Source organism: Sneathia sanguinegens (assembly GCF_001517935.1).
Taxonomy (GTDB): domain Bacteria; phylum Fusobacteriota; class Fusobacteriia; order Fusobacteriales; family Leptotrichiaceae; genus Sneathia; species Sneathia sanguinegens.
In genome coordinates this window covers 1-16,542 of the sequence record NZ_LOQF01000005.1, presented here as the reverse complement: position 1 = coordinate 16,542, position 16,542 = coordinate 1, and the positions used below count along the sequence as shown (strand labels likewise).

The 16,542-nt window shown below is 28.8% G+C and carries 13 protein-coding genes; 2 read left to right on the top strand and 11 right to left on the bottom strand.

Translation table 11 applies throughout. The features are described 5' to 3' along the window. Positions 1–11 precede the first annotated feature (11 nt). The 8 genes from AWT65_RS03110 to AWT65_RS03075 all read right to left on the bottom strand — a co-directional run bounded on the left by AWT65_RS03110 (position 12) and on the right by AWT65_RS03075 (position 10,594). On the bottom strand, positions 12–653 hold the full coding sequence (locus tag AWT65_RS03110; protein ID WP_066729266.1) for an RpiB/LacA/LacB family sugar-phosphate isomerase: 642 nt from the start codon (positions 651–653) through the stop codon (positions 12–14). A 14-nt stretch (positions 654–667) separates the two neighbouring features. Then, a complete protein-coding gene (gene eda, locus AWT65_RS03105; RefSeq protein WP_066729265.1) occupies positions 668–1,648 on the bottom strand; it encodes a bifunctional 4-hydroxy-2-oxoglutarate aldolase/2-dehydro-3-deoxy-phosphogluconate aldolase in 981 nt (326 codons plus the stop codon). A 115-nt stretch (positions 1,649–1,763) separates the two neighbouring features. Beyond that, positions 1,764–2,771, bottom strand: a complete 1,008-nt coding sequence (locus AWT65_RS03100; protein ID WP_066729263.1) for a LacI family DNA-binding transcriptional regulator — start codon at positions 2,769–2,771, stop codon at positions 1,764–1,766. A 107-nt stretch (positions 2,772–2,878) separates the two neighbouring features. Next, the gene (locus AWT65_RS03095; protein ID WP_066729261.1) at positions 2,879–3,301 is read right to left on the bottom strand and encodes a PTS sugar transporter subunit IIA; all 423 of its coding nucleotides are present in this window, start codon (positions 3,299–3,301) and stop codon (positions 2,879–2,881) included. Then, positions 3,301–4,122, bottom strand: coding sequence for a PTS system mannose/fructose/sorbose family transporter subunit IID (locus AWT65_RS03090; protein ID WP_066729259.1), 822 nt, complete (start codon positions 4,120–4,122; stop codon positions 3,301–3,303). The genes AWT65_RS03095 and AWT65_RS03090 overlap by 1 nt, the downstream gene beginning before the upstream one ends. Further along, positions 4,112–4,873 carry a PTS N-acetylgalactosamine transporter subunit IIC gene (gene agaW / locus AWT65_RS03085; protein WP_066729257.1) on the bottom strand — a complete coding sequence of 254 codons (762 nt, stop codon included), beginning with the start codon at positions 4,871–4,873 and terminating at the stop codon, positions 4,112–4,114. The genes AWT65_RS03090 and agaW overlap by 11 nt, the downstream gene beginning before the upstream one ends. Before the next feature lie 13 nt (positions 4,874–4,886). Then, the gene (gene agaV / locus AWT65_RS03080; protein ID WP_066729255.1) at positions 4,887–5,360 is read right to left on the bottom strand and encodes a PTS N-acetylgalactosamine transporter subunit IIB; all 474 of its coding nucleotides are present in this window, start codon (positions 5,358–5,360) and stop codon (positions 4,887–4,889) included. A gap of 197 nt (positions 5,361–5,557) precedes the next feature. Then, positions 5,558–10,594 (bottom strand): YadA-like family protein, encoded by a 5,037-nt coding sequence (locus AWT65_RS03075; protein ID WP_066729253.1) that lies wholly within the window; start codon positions 10,592–10,594, stop codon positions 5,558–5,560. Between the two features lie 290 nt (positions 10,595–10,884). Here AWT65_RS03075 and AWT65_RS03070 point away from each other — a divergent pair, with 290 nt between their 5' ends. Both AWT65_RS03070 and AWT65_RS03065 read left to right on the top strand, forming a co-directional pair. Next, complete coding sequence (locus AWT65_RS03070) at positions 10,885–11,952, top strand: SIS domain-containing protein (RefSeq protein WP_066729251.1); 1,068 nt, start codon at positions 10,885–10,887, stop codon at positions 11,950–11,952. A 13-nt stretch (positions 11,953–11,965) separates the two neighbouring features. Next, on the top strand, positions 11,966–12,946 hold the full coding sequence (locus AWT65_RS03065) for a tagatose 1,6-diphosphate aldolase (protein ID WP_066729249.1): 981 nt from the start codon (positions 11,966–11,968) through the stop codon (positions 12,944–12,946). Between the two features lie 29 nt (positions 12,947–12,975). On the opposite strand, the gene AWT65_RS03060 is transcribed toward AWT65_RS03065, so the two are convergent. The 3 genes from AWT65_RS03060 to AWT65_RS03050 are packed head-to-tail and all read right to left on the bottom strand — an operon-like array spanning position 12,976 to position 16,430. Further along, positions 12,976–14,835 carry a PTS fructose transporter subunit IIABC gene (locus AWT65_RS03060; protein WP_066729247.1) on the bottom strand — a complete coding sequence of 620 codons (1,860 nt, stop codon included), beginning with the start codon at positions 14,833–14,835 and terminating at the stop codon, positions 12,976–12,978. Beyond that, the gene (gene pfkB, locus AWT65_RS03055; protein WP_066729245.1) at positions 14,825–15,742 is read right to left on the bottom strand and encodes a 1-phosphofructokinase; all 918 of its coding nucleotides are present in this window, start codon (positions 15,740–15,742) and stop codon (positions 14,825–14,827) included. Before pfkB ends, AWT65_RS03060 begins: the two co-directional genes overlap by 11 nt. Then, entirely contained in the window at positions 15,720–16,430 is a 711-nt protein-coding gene (locus tag AWT65_RS03050) for a DeoR/GlpR family DNA-binding transcription regulator (RefSeq protein WP_066729242.1), read from the bottom strand. The genes pfkB and AWT65_RS03050 overlap by 23 nt, the downstream gene beginning before the upstream one ends. Positions 16,431–16,542: the final 112 nt, after the last annotated feature.

Genomic DNA, 16,542 nt, shown 5'->3' with positions numbered 1-16,542 from the left:
ATCCTCCTATTCTACATTTTAAGTAAATTTCTTAAATATGAACTTATTTCTTCATCTTTACTATTTTTGAAGAATAAATCTTTGAATTCTTTGTAATCTACAGTTTCTCTTAGAAAATCTTGATCTATTTCTTTTAATACTTGAATTAGTGGTTTATAGGTAATATTTTTAACACCATCTAATATTTTTTTATTTCTTTGTTCAGGAACTGCTCTTTCTTTTGGATAACCTCCACCAAATTCATCAGAGAACAATTTTTCAAATATATATCTAAGATTAATTTCAGCACCCCAACCAAAATTTTGTGCAAAAGGTATAGCAATTGCATTTCCATTATTAACTTGTGTATAAATATATGCATCTGTAGGATCTGTTATATGTCCACATATTACATTTGGAAATGAATTACAAGCTAACATAGCTCCTTGCCCTGTTCCACAACCTGTAACAACAAAGTCTGCAGCCTTAGTTGTCAATAATATAGATGCTAACAATCCATTTTGTACATAAGTCAATTGATGCTTGTCTTCTTGTGAAAACATTCCATAATTATCTACAACATGCCCTGCTTTTGTTGCTTCAGCTAATAATTCCTTGTAAATTAATGCATTTTTACTTGCTTGTGAATTTTCATTTATTAACGCTATTCTCATTTTATTCTTCCTTTCTACATCTTAACATCTGGATTTATCAAATGTATTGCAAATCCTGAAATTTCTAAATCTAAATATGCTAAATTAATTCTATTAGTTTTCTTATTTCTTGTTACAGTTTCTTCAAGAACTTTTATTCCTTTTTTCTTCAATTGATATATTGCTTTTTCTGGAAAAGCAGTATAAATACCTATATGTCCATTTTTACCATAACCTTTTTTATGCATTATTTCAAAGCCTCTACCTCCGAAGTAACTTCTTGGTTTGTTATATAATTTGAAATCAAATAAATCGCAGAATATATTTGCTACTCTAAGAGCATCTTCCTTACTTGTTTCATTTATACCAACATGTATAAGTTGATAGTCTAACATTACTCTTATAGCTTCTTTTACTGATTTTTCTATACCTTCCCAATCATTTTCCTTAATCTTTTCTTCATCTACCATAAATGTTCCACCACAGGCTTCAACATTTTCTAAATTTAGATAAGATTTTATATTTTCTTCATTTATACCTCCTGTAGGTATGAATTTTATATCTTTATATACTGCTGATAAAGCTTTTAACTTTTCTACACCTCCACTAGCTTCTGCTGGGAAAAATTTCAATATATTAAGTCCATATTCTCTTGCTTTTTCAACTTCACTTGCTGTTGAAACCCCGGGTATAATCAAAATATTCTTTTCTTTACACCAAGTTATAAGCTTTTCATTCAAACCTGGAGTAAATATAGCCTTAGCTCCTGCATTAATAGCTTCATTTGCTTCTTGTAAATTAGATACAGTTCCTGCACAGACCAAAATATCTTCATCCATTTCATTGATCTTCTTTATTGCTTCAGTTGCATTTTTTGTTCTATATGTAACTTCTATACAATCAAGTCCTCCTTTATATAAGCAAGCTGAAAGTTTAGTTGCCTTTTCTATGTCGTCTATTTTAACTATAGGTATAAGCCCTAGATTAAAAATTCGTTCAATAATACTTTTGTTCATTGTTCCTTCTTTCTAAGCCACTAAATCGGTTTAGTATATTATAACTTGATAAACCGGTTTGTCAATAGAAAGAAAAAAAATTTTAAAGAATAAAATAGACTGAATTATCTCCAGCCTATAATTCTACTGATTTTTCCCAATTAACATTACACATTAATGTTACTTTTTTTTCTAATACTTCTTCTTTTTTTTCTATCATATTTACCAAATATTCTGCCACCAAATATCCTTCTTCATATGCAGGTTGTACTATAGTCGTGATCTTAGGGCATACAAATTTACACCATTCTATATTATCAAAACCAACTAAGCCTATACTTTTTGGCATTTTATCCCTATAAATATCCAAAACTTGGTTAACTATTGGTAGTAGCCAACAATTAGGAACAAATATTAAAGTCTTTTTATTATCAAGCAATTTAGTTAATAATTTTCTTTTAACTTCTTCTATTGTAGGTTCATTGGTAACAATAATATTATGAAAAGGTATATTCTTCATTTCAAGGCTATCAATAAAGCCTTTCGCCCTCTCCCTTCTCGTACTAAGTTCAGCTGGGCTTGCACCTATCATAATATATCTATCATATTTATTCTTATTCACAATTGTTTCCATACACTTGTATACTGAATTATAGTTATCAGATTTTATTGAAACAACCTCATCATTTTCAAGATTACTATCAATAAATGCTAATTGTTTTCCACTTCTTTTTATTTTTTCTATTAAAGGTAAAAAATTAGTCGTAGGTTGCACTATAAAGCCCTCTACACCTATTTGTATAAATTTATCTATTAATTTACTTTCTCTTTCATATTCATAATTACTATTTCCTATTATGATTTGATAATTATATTTATTAAGATATGCTTCTATTCCTTTAACTATTTGATTAGAAAATACATTTGTAATATCTCCTATTATCACACCAATAAGATTCGTCTTACTCATACTCAAGCTTCTCGCAACTAGACTTGGAGAATAATTAGTTTCGTCTATAACTTTTTTTATTCTATTCTTAGTTTCTTCCGACATAGCATCAAATTTATTATTCAAGTAAAATGACACAGTAGTTTTTGATGTTTTAGCCATTTTAGCTATATCATTTATAGTAATTTTTTTCATAATTAACCTTCATATCTTTTTTCTATTATTCTAACATTTTAATTTTTTTTATACAATAGTACAAAAATCCTTCTTAATGAAAAAGGAGGTATTAACCCCCTTTAACTCTATATCCCATCTATTTCTTCTACTTCTTTTCTAGCTACATATTTAAATAAAAATATATCTTTTAAGCTTTCATTTATAGTATCTTCTAAATTGAAATCTTCTTCCATAAGCTCTGTTAGTTGAAATAACAAAGGCATATTAGCTCCTGACACAACAGATATTTTTGGATTTTCTATTGCTAATTCACAACACAATCTAAAAGGTGTTCCACCTTTAATATCTGTCAGACAAATAAGTCTATCATTTGTTTTTAATAAGTCAGCTATTAAATTTTTTAAATTCTTTTTTAAATTTTCTGAAGATTCTCCCTCAATAAAATTTTGGTATTTAATATTTTCATTAACTCCCATTACCATTTTTAATGATGAGTATAAACCTTGAGAAAATAAGCCGTGCCCTGTTAATAAAAGTGCTGTTGTCATTAGAATACTCCTATATATTTTCCAATTATTGAAATTATTAATGTTATTGCAACAAGATATATAGGTGAGAATTTTTTCTTAATTAAATAATACATTAATGCTGTATATACTGCTGGTAAAAATGCAGGCATAATCTTATCTATAACTCCAGCTTGTAATTCTACTTTTGCCTTACCTGCTGGTATAACTACAGCCAAATTAATTTTAATATATAGAGCAACTAAAGCTCCAACTACTGTAACCCCAACTATAGTTGCTGCATTAGCAAATTTTTGAGTATTTTCTTTTAATTTTGTAATAGTTGAAACACCTTTATTGTATCCATAGTACATTAAGAAATATCTTAATGCAAATTGTATTAAATTAAAGAAGATCAAGAAGAAAATTGGTCCTATTATTTGACCTTCTATGGCAAAAGCTGCTCCTATACCTGCTGCTATAGGTAAAACTGTCAACCAAAATATTGAATCTCCTATACCACCTAAAGGTCCCATAGTCGCTACTTTAAACCCTCTTATTGCACTTATATCTTCTTTATTTTCTTCCATAGCCAATACTACACCTTGTATAAAATTAACTAAGAAAGGGTGAGTATTGAAAAATTCCATATGTAATTTCATAGATTTTTTCAAATCGTCTTTATCTTTATGTATTGCTTTTAATCCTGGAAGTAAGCTAAATAACCAACCACAAGCTTGCATTCTTTCATAATTAAATGAAGATTGTAAGAAACATGAACGAATTATCATCTTATTTAATAATGATGGTGTTATAACCTTTCTAACTTCAGTATCTTTATATTTATTTTCATTAGATTCCATCTTCATATTCCTCCTCTTTAACACTAGCTTTACCTGATTCTCTATAATATTCTAATAAGGCAATTGCAACTCCTAATCCTGATATTGCTAATATGTCTAATTTTAAATATGCTGCTAATACAAAACCAATAATCAAGAATGGTACATATTGTTTCTTTAACATAATATTAAGTAGCAATGCGAAACCTACTGCCGGCATCATTCCACCTGCTATTGAGAAACCTTGTATTAATTTTTCAGGCATTAATGTTACTAAATAACCTGTTTTTTCAGCACCAAAGAATATAACAACAAATGCTATCAAGCCCCAAAATATAAATCTAATAACTAATTGTGAATAGTTTATAAGTTCTATTCCTCTAGTATTTGCTTCTTCAGCATATTTATCAGCTGTATGCATTAATGGAGTAAATATTGTAAACATAAGCGTTACCAACATTTGTGCAATTACTGCAAATGGAAATGATAATCCTACTGCAGCAGTTGGATTTAATCCTGATAATATTGCAAGTGATACTCCTATTATACCTCCTACAACTATGTTAGGCGGTTGTGCTCCTGCTAAAGGAACCAAGCCCATCCAAACAAGTTCTAATGTTCCTCCAACTATTAGACCTGTTTTTACATCACCTAGTATTAATCCTATGACTAACCCAGATACTATTGGTCTATGAATTGATTCAAGACCATCAAATTGATCTATTCCACAAATCCCAGCCCATATAGCGATTAAAATAGCTTGTAATAACATACAAAAGCCCTCCTCATATTAATTTAGACATATCTTGCCCTGAATCACTAGGTACACCTTTAATAGTGAATCTAATGTTTTGTTTCATTAAATTTTTAAAAATATTTACTTCTTCTTCTGTTACAGAAACTGTAGAAGTTATTTGTTTCTTTCCTTCAGAAAAATGTAAATTACCAACTATCCATTCGTCTAATTTCAATCCTAATTTTGTTAATCTTTCTACATCAGCTATTGTCTTTACAACAAGCAATATCTTTTGTCTATCGCTTGCCTTATTAATTACTTGTGCTGTTTTTTCAATTGAAAAATATCTTGTTTGAACTCCACTAGGAACTACCATATCCATCAAACTTTGTTGGACAGTATCTTTTGATACTTCATCATTTGCTACTAAAATTAAATTAGCTTGTAAGCTATTAACCCAAGTCATTCCGACTTGACCATGTATTAATCTATTGTCTATTCTTGCTGCCAATATATTAGGCATAGCTCCACCTCCACAACTGGTATCTACCATTTATATTTTTAGTATATCTTGATTTTTAATTAAGTCAAGTATTAACTTTAAAAAAATAATGATATCTTTTTTAATAAGTGGTAGGTACCACTCAATAATAAACAAGATTTTATACAATTTTGTTAATTAATAAAAGATCCCCCATTTTTACTGGGAGATCTCTTACATTACTTTTTCAATATCTTCTTTAACATTTTTTTGATTTCTTGATTTTCTTTCTTCAAGTTTTCAATTTCTTTTCTATCAGATATCTTATCTTTTTCTAATTCATCTATTCTATCAAGAAGTTTAGCTACATTTAGCTTTTCTAGTTTACCTGCATATCTTTCTTCCTTTTTACCTAGCATAATTCCAATTCCTCCACCAAGTGCTAGATTTCCTTGTGTATTTACTGAACCACTTATTCTATAGTTTACTCTTCTTTTTTCATTAACTCCACTAAATCCTACAGCCAATGCATATTGATGTCCATAATATCCACATGCTACCGCTATATTACGTCTATAATCTGAATATGAATTTACTTGTAATAAGTTTGCCATAGCTACTGCATTTGCAACACCACCTAGTGCAAAATTAGCTGTACTTTTAACTGCTTTTAATTGTTTAACATTAACAGCATCATTTAATTCAACCCCATCTGATAAATTTCTTAAAATTACTGGCTCTTTATTTGGGCTATCTATTGTTGCAACACCTTCATTTATCTTTATAGGACCAAATTCATTAACATTTTTATCAGTTAATATTTTTTGTGCTTCTCCAGTAGATGGTTTTATCATTAATCCATCTTTTTCATATGAAAGTTCTAATGCATTTGCTCCATCACCTAATTGTACACTTTCAAATGTTGGATTTTTTTTCATTCCTATTTCAATTTTACCATCACTAACTTGAACTTTAACATTATCCCCACTAAAATCAGAATCTTGTCCTTTTAATGATTGTATTACAATTTCTGAACCTAAATGCTTTTTCATTTCACCATTATTATCGTCTTTTATTGTAAATACATCATTTACTCTTTCAATTGTTCTATTTATAGCATCAACTAAAGTTTCAGGGTCTTTTGAACTTTCTTTTCCATCTTTATCTAATATTTTTGTTATTAAACTTTTATTTGTACCATCTATTGGTTTACCTTCACTATTAACTCCTAAATTAGATAAAATATTATTTATTTGTCCACCATTTATAGCTTCCTTTGAATCTTTTTCTATCTTTCCATCATTTACTCCATCTAATATTACATTTTTTTGATCTTTTCCTTTTAGAGTCAATTTATTTCCATCATCATCAGCATTAAGTTCTATATTACCTTTACCAAGTTTTACACCATCTTCAAATGAAGCTTCTTTTTTCATAGTAATTGTAAGTTTTCCATCTTCAACACTAGTTTCTATATTACCTTCACCTTTAATTTCTAAACTTGATCCTAAATTTTGATGTGTTTCTCCTTTATTTCCTTTAATATTTAAACCAGCTTTTACAACTTTTTGTAAGTCATTCTTATTAATCGCCTTATAACCATCAACTAAATCATCATTATCTGTTAAATCACTCACTTTTTCCACTGCATTAGCTACATTATTTAAAGCAACAGGATCATCACCTTTTAATTTTAATTCTACATTTTTTACTGCTTCTTTACCATCTTTTACAGTCCCATCATCATTTAAATCGCTAGGCTTATATAGTTTACCATCAGAACCTCTTTTTAACTTATTTCCATCTTTATCAGTATATACCATAGGTCCTGCTTCACCATTTCTTAGTGCATTTATCTTTTCAGTTAATGTCTTTCCATTCAATCCATCATCGATACCTTCGGCTGTACCATCAGAATTATCACCTGTAACTTTGTTTCCACTTTCTTTTTGTTTATCTACATATTTCTTTATCACATCTACTGTTACTAACTTATCCTTATTAGCATCATCTATATCGCTTGCCTTATCTATATTAAAATTAATAACTCCCTTATCTTCAGATGAAATTTTTATATCAGAACTCTTAAATGTTAAACCTTGTTCAAGACTAGTAGATTTACTATCAGTTTCATCATTAACTTTGTAGCTTAATTTAAGATTTTGTTTTGCACTTTCTTCTGTTACTAAAGTTGAAGTTTTATCACCATTTTTAATTGCTAATTTACCTTCATTATCTATGGTAATTTTTCCTTCTTTTCCATCTTTTCCCTTAATAGTTAAACCATCTTTACCTAAAACAGTTTTACCGCTTGCATCATCACCAACTGTAACTTCTGTAAATATAGGCTTCATATTGAATAATAGGGCAAATTCTCCCTTATCTGTCAAATATGTTTTTAAATTTTTACCGCTATATCCATCTTTTTCTTCTTTACTATGAATAAGTGCTATAGTATCACCCAAATTCTTATCTTTTGTTTCATCGTCATCTGCTTTAATTTTAATTCCTTTATTAATTGCAGCAATTATTGCATTAGTTGCTTCTAATGCATTGCTTGGTGTTGTACTTGGATTACTCTTAATTGTATCATACAATGGGTTACCATCAACTTTAACAATTTTGCCATCATCACCAATCTTATATGTTTTTCCATCTATACCTAAAATTTTTGCTAATTGTCCACCATTAATTGCATCAGTACTTTCTTTTGTTATATCACCATCTTTAACTTTTGTTATCTTAATTGATTTAGTTGCTGCTAATCCACCATCTTCATCTATTGTACTTATAACAAAGTCATCACCATTATCTTTCGAAACTGGAGTGGCATCTTTTTTATGCTTTGTTCCTTCCATATCTGATATCTTGTAGTACTTACCATCATTAGGATCTTTTACAACTTTTTCTAATGTACCATCTTTATGTTTTAAAGCAACAACCATAGGTGAATCGGCTTGCACATTAATTACTGCCTTATTTACTGTCTTGTCTAAAACTTCTCTTAATTGTTTTAAATTAACAGCATCGTTATCATTTATACCATCAGATAGCTTAGTTATTTTGTGACTTCCAACATCTAGACCTTCATCAGAAAGTTTAACATCTCCTAAATTAATTGCTTTAAGACCTGATATATTATTAGCAAGTTTAATTTTCATTATACCATTTTCATTTATTACACCAATGTTATTCTCTGTTAAATCTGAAGTTTTTCCACCTTGAATTGATATTTTTTCACCTAATTTTTTAGTTATTGTATCTCCAGAATCACCAGAAAATTGAATTTCTTTATTTATTAGTTCATTTTTAACATTAGTTATAGCTTGATTAACTTGACCACCAGTGACTAAATTAGTATCATTGTCAGCTACAGTACCTTTTCCTATTTTTTCAATCTTATCTTTAATTGTAGATTCTAAGCTTACAGTATATACATCTTTACCATCACTAGTAGACTTTACTACCTTAATGTCCTTATCATCACCTTTAACTTCTAATAATTTTTTAATATTCCCCTTAGCCTTATCTGTTAAATTATCTAAATCTTTTCCTGCTAAATTTTGTGTTTCAACTAAATTTTTTAATTTATCTTTTTCTAGGCTTAAAGTATATGCTCCATTACTTTCTTCCACTTTTATAGGATCATTATCTTTTGCTTTCAAACTTATACTAGCTTTACTTAATTGTTTTATCTTATTTTCTCCAGCTTCATTTAACTCAAAGTGTACTTCTCCATTCTCTTTTGCTTCAATTTTAAGTATAGGTGATTTATACTTTATACCTTGAGCTAATGTAGTCTTTTTTGAAGTTCCTACATTACCAAATAAATTTAATTCAAGATTTTTTAATTTTAACTTTTCTGTCCACTTATTTACATCTATATCTTCACCTGTTTTTAATTGTGCTAAATTTACGGCATCATTATCATTTGTTCCTTTATTTAGTCCACTAATACCTTTATCATTTAATAATAGTGTATTTTTATCCTTTAACTTTATATCTACTTGCCCATCTTCACCAAGTTTTAAGCTCTTAAATTTAGGACTTTCTTTCATTGCTATCATTATTCCATCATTAGTTGCAGTTGTAGATAAATTATCCCCTGCAAATCTTATCACTTCTTGAGTTTGTGCATCTGTTTGATTCCAATTTCCAACACCTATCTTAATACTTCCGTCTAAGCTTACTTCTTTTACGTTAGGATTATTAGGTGTTTCATATACTGGAACAAAACTAATCTTTTTCTTTAAGGCATTTTTTAATTGTAATACATTAACAGCATCTGTATCTTCTGCACCTGCTAATATATCTTGCAATCTTCTTCCTCCAAAGGCTGCTACTCTTGTATAATTTTTTTCTTCATATGTTCCATCTATTAAATATCCTTGATTTCTTGATTCTTTTGTAACACTACCTGATCCAAGTGCTACTGAATTTTCTAAAGTAGCTTTAGCTCTATCTCCTATAGATACAGCTCTAGATGCAGTAGCTTGTGCATTAGAACCAAAGGCTGCAGCTTCTCCCTCTGAAGCTTTAGCTCTAACACCCACAGCAGTCGCTGCATTGGCTAAAGCTTGTGTATGAGCTCCTATAGCAGTTACTCCATTACCTTCACCTTTTGTTCTTTGGTACCGTTTACCAAACCCTGAATTATAACCAGAATCATCTGATCCCATAATTACAGCACCATTAGTATTAACAGCATCAACTTTTTTACCTAAAACAATTCCGTTTTGTGCAGATACAGTATCTAATTGTGTACCCACAATAACAGCATTTGAAGCATTTGTTATTTTTCCATTATTTACCATTAAAACTCCATTTACAGTATTAGATGCCTTTAATTGATGCCCATATGCTATAGTATAATTAACATTCCCGCCTTCAATGGTACTTTCTGTACCTATTAAACTAGAGTATAGTCCAGGATTTCTAAGCGCCCTACCATAGGTTATTGAATTTTGACCAGTAACATTTGAAAGACCTGTAGAAACTGACCACAAATCTCCTTCCAAATCTTTACCTATAAGTACATATTCAGCATTAGAGTTATTATGTCTTAAAAATTTATGACCCTTTCCTAACCAAACATGATATTCATTCACACGAACAACATATTTTCCATCTTTGACAACATCATAGTCAGCCATAGATTGAATTCCTACTAATCCTGTTAAGATATATGAAATTACTAAAGCCTTTGATATTGAGATTTTTTTCTTCAAATTCTTTTTTAAGTATCTTGTTAATTCCTTTAATTCTAAATGTTTCATACATAACCTCCGAAATCATTTAATTTTCACTAATATTATACCCACATTCGACATTTTTTGCAATTTTTTTTAAATAAAGTTGATATTAATTTATAAAATTTAATTTTATACTTTTTTTATCCATAGTTTTCCGTATAAATATATCGGCACTTCGCCTTATAACTGGTATCTACCATTCATATTTGTAATATATCTTGATTTTTATTATATCAAGTGTTGACTTTAGAAAAATAATGATATATACTTTTAGTAAGTGGTAGATACCACTCAATAATAAACGAGGTGATTTTATGAATTTTTTAGAAAATGAAAATGTAGCATGCAATACTTCTTTTGAAATTTGCTCTCAACCCGATAAATGGAAGTTACTTTATCAAGATTATTTACAAAAAGAAAAAGATTTAAGGGCTTTTTTTGAAAAAATTAATTTAGATAACTCCTTCGATATTATATTTACAGGTGCCGGAAGTTCAGAATTTATAGGTAATATTTTAATGCCTCTTTTGAATAGCACTAAGACATATAACTTTAAATCTGTTGCAACAACAGATATAGTTACTAATCCTGAAATGTATTTAAATAAAGACAAAAAAACTTTATTAATATCTTTTGCACGATCTGGAGATTCTCCTGAAAGTGTTGCAACTGTAAATATAGCAAATTCTTTGGTAAAAAATATTTATCATTTATATATAACTTGTAATCCAAATGGGCATCTTGCTCTACAAGCAAAAAATAATGAAAATGCTTTTACCTTCCTTATGCCTGCAGGTACAAATGACAAAGGATTTGCAATGACAAGTAGTCTAAGTTGTATGCTATTAACTGCAATATTAATTTTCTACAAGCCAAAAGATGTTCTTCAAAAAATTGAAGATGTAAGAAAATATTGTCTAAACTCTGTTGATAGAATAAAAGAATTAGCGAATAAAGAACATGATAGAATTGTTATTCTTGGTTCAGGTCCTTTTAAAGGTTTATCTCAAGAATTAGCACTTAAGGTTATGGAATTGACTGCTGGTAAATGTATAGCAAAATTTGATAGTACCCTTGGTTTCAGACATGGTCCAAAATCTATAATAACAAAGGATACTATAGTTTTCATTCTTAAAAACCCTATAAAACATGCTAGTCTTTATGATAATGACCTATATCACGAAATATTAGAAGATAAGATTACAGAGGATGTTTATCTATACTCTGAAGATACAGATTTAATAACAGCAATTTTCACATATTTAATGTATGGTCAAATGTTTGCTTTCTTCAAGTCTAGACATTTTAATTTAAATACAGATAATCCCTTCCCACATGGAGAAGTTAATAGAGTTGTTAAAAAATTCAAAATTTATGAATAAATGAGGTGTTTATATGAAAATATCAGAAAAAAAATATGAAAAATTAGAAAAATTATCAAATGAAAAAGGAATTATTGGAGCTCTTGCAATAGATCAAAGAGGGTCTATAAAAAAGATGATGTCTAAGTTTAAAAATACTGTAGAAAATTCAGATATAGTCGAATACAAAAAACTTATCTCAAAAAATTTAAGTCCTTTTGCTTCTGCAATTTTATTAGATCCTGAATATGGTTTAGAAGCTTCACAAATAAAAGACAAGAATTGCGGACTTTTATTTGCTTATGAAAAAACAGGTTATGATGCCACAAGAGTAGATAGATTACCTGATATATTAGATGAATGGTCTGTAGTGAAACTTAAAAATGAAGGAGCAGATGCAATTAAATTCTTACTTTACTATGATATAGATGGCTCAGAAGAAGTTAATAAAGTAAAGCACGCTTTTATAGAAAGATTAGGTAGTGAATGTGCTGGTGAAGATATACCTTTCTTTCTAGAATTATTATGTTATTCTGAAAAAGGTTTAGATAAAAAAGAATATGCAAAAGTTAGACCTCATAAAGTTATTTCAACAATGAAAGAATTCAGTAAAGGAAAATATAAAGTGGATGTCTTAAAAGTAGAAATGCCTATAGATATGAATTTCGTTAAAGAATATTCAAAAGATGGTGAATATGTTTATACTGAACAAGATGCTATAAAATTCTTAAAAGAACAATCAGATGCAACAGATCTTCCATACATTTTCTTAAGTGGAGGTGTAAGTATGGATATATTTGAAAAATCACTTTCACTTGCTAAAAAAGCTAAAGCAAAATTCAATGGTGTTCTTTGTGGTAGAGCAACTTGGCAAAGTTCAGTTGAATATTTTGCAAAAGAATCAGCACTAGCTTGTGAAGAACATATTAATAATACTTGTCAAAAAAATATTCTTTCTTTGAATAAGGTATTAAATAATACTGCAACAAATTGGAAATTTAAACTTGAAAAATAAATAAGAGAGCAAAAATTTGCTCTCTTTTTTTATTTATTTTTTTTCAATATTCCCAATATTAATGCTGCTACAATACTTCCAATTAATACACATAAGATGTATAAGAAAATATGATTTGATAAAAACATAACTAAGATTCCTCCATGTGGTGCCGGTATCTTTATATTAAAGAACATTGTTAAAGCTCCAGCAAGACCTGAACCTATTATACAAGCTGGTATTACTCTTAATGGATTACTTGCTGCAAAAGGTATAGCACCTTCTGTAATAAATGATAGACCCATAATATAGTTTGATATACCTGCTTGTCTTTCATCTTTTGTATATTTATTCTTAAATATTGTTGTTGCAAAAGCTATTGCTAAAGGTGGTACCATACCTCCTGCCATTACTGCAGCCATAGTTGAACTTCCACCAGTAGCAAGTGAAGCTACTAAAGTCCCTGTTCCAAATACATATGCTGCCTTATTAACTGGTCCTCCCATATCTACTGCCATCATAGCACCAACTATGAAACCAAATAAGATTCTTGAACCTGAATTCATATTATTTAAGAAATTTGTCATTGCATGATTAATAACACCTACTATAGGATTTAAAACAAAAATCATCAATAAACCTGTAATTAATACACTTACAACAGGTATAACTAATATTAAATATAGACCTCTAAATTTATCAGAAATTTTAGAAATATAGTTATTCATTTTAGAAACAATATAACCTGCTACTAGACCACCTGCTAATGCTCCTAGGAAACCTGAACCTCCACTTACTGCTAATGAACCTGCTACTAATCCTGCAGCAAGGGCTGATTTTTGTCCCATACTGAAAGCTATGTACCCTGCTAGTACAGCAACAAATAAACCAAATGCTGCTCCACCTATTTCTTTTAAAGTTTTTGCTAAGGCATTAACTGATCCAAAATCAGATCCTGCTCCACCATGACCTGTTAATGTATCAACTAAGAAGGCTAAGGCTATTAATATACCTCCACTTACTACCAACGGTAACATATATGAAACACCATTCATTAAATGCTTATAAATATTCTTACCTTCAGTTTTTACTTCACCTTCACTTTGTAGGCTAGCTTTGAAATTAGCAATACTTCCTTTTTCATCAAGTGTATCTTGTATTAATTTTTTAGCATTACTTATACCTTCTTTTGCCCCTACTTTTATAACTCTATATCCGTTAAATCTTGATTCGTCAACTGATTTATTTATCGCTAATATTACTCCTTTAGCTTTTTCTAAATCTTCTTTTGTTATTTCATTTTTTCTTCCATCAGTTCCATTAGTTTCAACCTTTATGTCCACTCCCATTTCATTAGCTGCTTTAATCAAGGCATCTCTTGCCATAAAAGTATGTGCTATTCCTGTAGGACAAGCTGTAACTGCTACAACAAAACCTTTTTTATCTTTTATATTTACTACTTTTTTTTCTTCCAAACTATTTAATAAGCTTTCATAATTTTGTGTTTCTAATATTTTTTCTATCTTTTTTTCATCTTCAATAAGACCTGCTAATTTTGACAATATGTCTATATGTAAATTAGCTTCATTTTCAGGAACAGCAATTAAGAAAAATAATTTAGCTTCTTTTTCTTCACCATTACTAAAGTCTATTCCTTCTTTTTTTATTGCAACTAAAACTTTTGCTTCTTTTACATATTTACTTTTAGCATGCGGTGTAGCAACACCAGTATCAAAAGCTGTATGTGCAATATTTTCTCTTTCTAATACTTCAGATAAAAAAGCTTCCTTATTACTTACAACACCATTTTTGTATAGCTTTTCCACCATTTCGCAAATAGCTTCTTCCTTTGTTGACGACACAAGTTCTTTAATAAATAGATCCTTGTCAAATAAACTTCTAATGTCCATAACTAATTTCCTCACATTCTATATTTTTTATTAATTCATATACCATTTTCTTCTTACCTATACCATAAGAATATGCTGTTGCACTACCACAGGCTACTGCTAATCTTAATATTTCTACATCAGTTAGTTTTTGAGTATATCCTGTTAAAAAACCTGCGACTGTTGAATCCCCTGCTCCTATAGTATTTATCATTATTCCCTTAGGTACTTTGGCAACTAACATCTTATTTTTCTTAACAAGAATAGCCCCATCTTTTCCTAAAGAAACTAAAACATTTTCTACTCCCTTTTCTAAAAACTTTTTACATACTTCATAAATTTGTTCATTAGTCTTAAGTTCTATATTAAAAGCTTCTTCTAATTCTTTTTTATTTGGCTTAATTAAAAGATTATTTGATATATTTTCTAATAATAGTTCTCCTCTAGTATCCAAAACTACTTTAGCCTTTGTTATATTCGCCAAGTCTTTGTATAACTTTTCTGAAAAACAAGTAGGTATAGAGCCTGCCAAAACTAAAATATCTTCTTCTCTTAATTTTGATATTTTTTCTTTTAATTTTTCTAAATTTTCTTTTGAAATCACTGGTGATACACCCGCAATTTCAGTTTCTTCTTTTTCTCCAACTTTTAATTTGATATTAATTCTATTTGTATCTTCGATTTCAATAAAATCACTCATTATATTTTGCTTATTTAAACTTTTTAAAATATATTCTCCTGTAAAGCCTCCAATAAAGCCTAAAGCTATAGTTTCAACATTTAAATTATTTAACATTATTGAAACATTTATTCCTTTACCTCCAGCTCTAAATTCAATTTTTTTTGTTTCATTTAATTTTTTTAGTTCAAATTTTTCCGAATAAATATCATAATCCAAAGCTGGATTAAGTGTTACTGTGTATATCATTATCTTCTCCTATATAAATACATTTTTCAAAATTTGCAAAACATACATTTGATATTTTGTTTAATTTTGATTTATCTGCCAAAACATATGCTTTTTTTGAACAAGCAATAACTGTTGTCTTTATTTCAGCCTCATCTGTATTTGGTGTCATATAACCTAGTTCTTCACTAATAGCATTTGCTCCCATAAAGCAACTATCAAATCTATATTTTTTTATTTGCTTAATTGCTTCAGGACTAACCACAGATCTTGTCTTTTTCTTAACTCTTCCTCCTATTATTATTGTTTCAATTCTATTATCCATCAATTTTTTTAGATGCATAGTTCCATTAGTAACAACTACTATATCTTTATCTTTAAGATAAGGAATTAATTCATTAATAGTGGTTCCTGAATCAAGAAAAATAAAGCTAGATCTTTTTAAAAATTGTGCTGCCCTTTTAGCAATTCTCTTTTTTTGTGAAATATTTTTTATTTCTCGATATTCTATGTCTATATCATCTTTCACTATATTTATTTCCACACCCTTAGAAATTCTAGTTATTAAATTCATAGTTTCAAGAACTTCACAATCTCTTCTAATTGTAGCATAGGAAGTTTTTAAAATTTTTTCTAATTCTATAAAACTCGCTCTGCCTTGTTTTTTCAATACTTCAAGTATCTTATCTTGCCTATTCTTAGATAACATAAAATCACCTACCTTTATTATTATACTACATTTTTTGAAAAAAGAAATGAAAAATTTTGAAAAAAATGCAAAAAAAAAAAAAAAAAAAAAAAAAAAAAAAAAAAAAAAAAAA

What these genes read in the sequence shown, in the direction of transcription:
- AWT65_RS03110 (WP_066729266.1), bottom strand. Translation starts at nt 653, where the DNA reads ATGAGAATAGCGTTAATAAATGAAAATTCACAAGCAAGTAAAAATGCA.
- eda (WP_066729265.1), bottom strand. Translation starts at nt 1,648, where the DNA reads ATGAACAAAAGTATTATTGAACGAATTTTTAATCTAGGGCTTATACCT.
- AWT65_RS03100 (WP_066729263.1), bottom strand. Translation starts at nt 2,771, where the DNA reads ATGAAAAAAATTACTATAAATGATATAGCTAAAATGGCTAAAACATCA.
- AWT65_RS03095 (WP_066729261.1), bottom strand. Translation starts at nt 3,301, where the DNA reads ATGACAACAGCACTTTTATTAACAGGGCACGGCTTATTTTCTCAAGGT.
- AWT65_RS03090 (WP_066729259.1), bottom strand. Translation starts at nt 4,122, where the DNA reads ATGGAATCTAATGAAAATAAATATAAAGATACTGAAGTTAGAAAGGTT.
- agaW (WP_066729257.1), bottom strand. Translation starts at nt 4,873, where the DNA reads ATGTTATTACAAGCTATTTTAATCGCTATATGGGCTGGGATTTGTGGA.
- agaV (WP_066729255.1), bottom strand. Translation starts at nt 5,360, where the DNA reads ATGCCTAATATATTGGCAGCAAGAATAGACAATAGATTAATACATGGT.
- AWT65_RS03075 (WP_066729253.1), bottom strand. Translation starts at nt 10,594, where the DNA reads ATGAAACATTTAGAATTAAAGGAATTAACAAGATACTTAAAAAAGAAT.
- AWT65_RS03070 (WP_066729251.1), top strand. Translation starts at nt 10,885, where the DNA reads ATGAATTTTTTAGAAAATGAAAATGTAGCATGCAATACTTCTTTTGAA.
- AWT65_RS03065 (WP_066729249.1), top strand. Translation starts at nt 11,966, where the DNA reads ATGAAAATATCAGAAAAAAAATATGAAAAATTAGAAAAATTATCAAAT.
- AWT65_RS03060 (WP_066729247.1), bottom strand. Translation starts at nt 14,835, where the DNA reads ATGGACATTAGAAGTTTATTTGACAAGGATCTATTTATTAAAGAACTT.
- pfkB (WP_066729245.1), bottom strand. Translation starts at nt 15,742, where the DNA reads ATGATATACACAGTAACACTTAATCCAGCTTTGGATTATGATATTTAT.
- AWT65_RS03050 (WP_066729242.1), bottom strand. Translation starts at nt 16,430, where the DNA reads ATGTTATCTAAGAATAGGCAAGATAAGATACTTGAAGTATTGAAAAAA.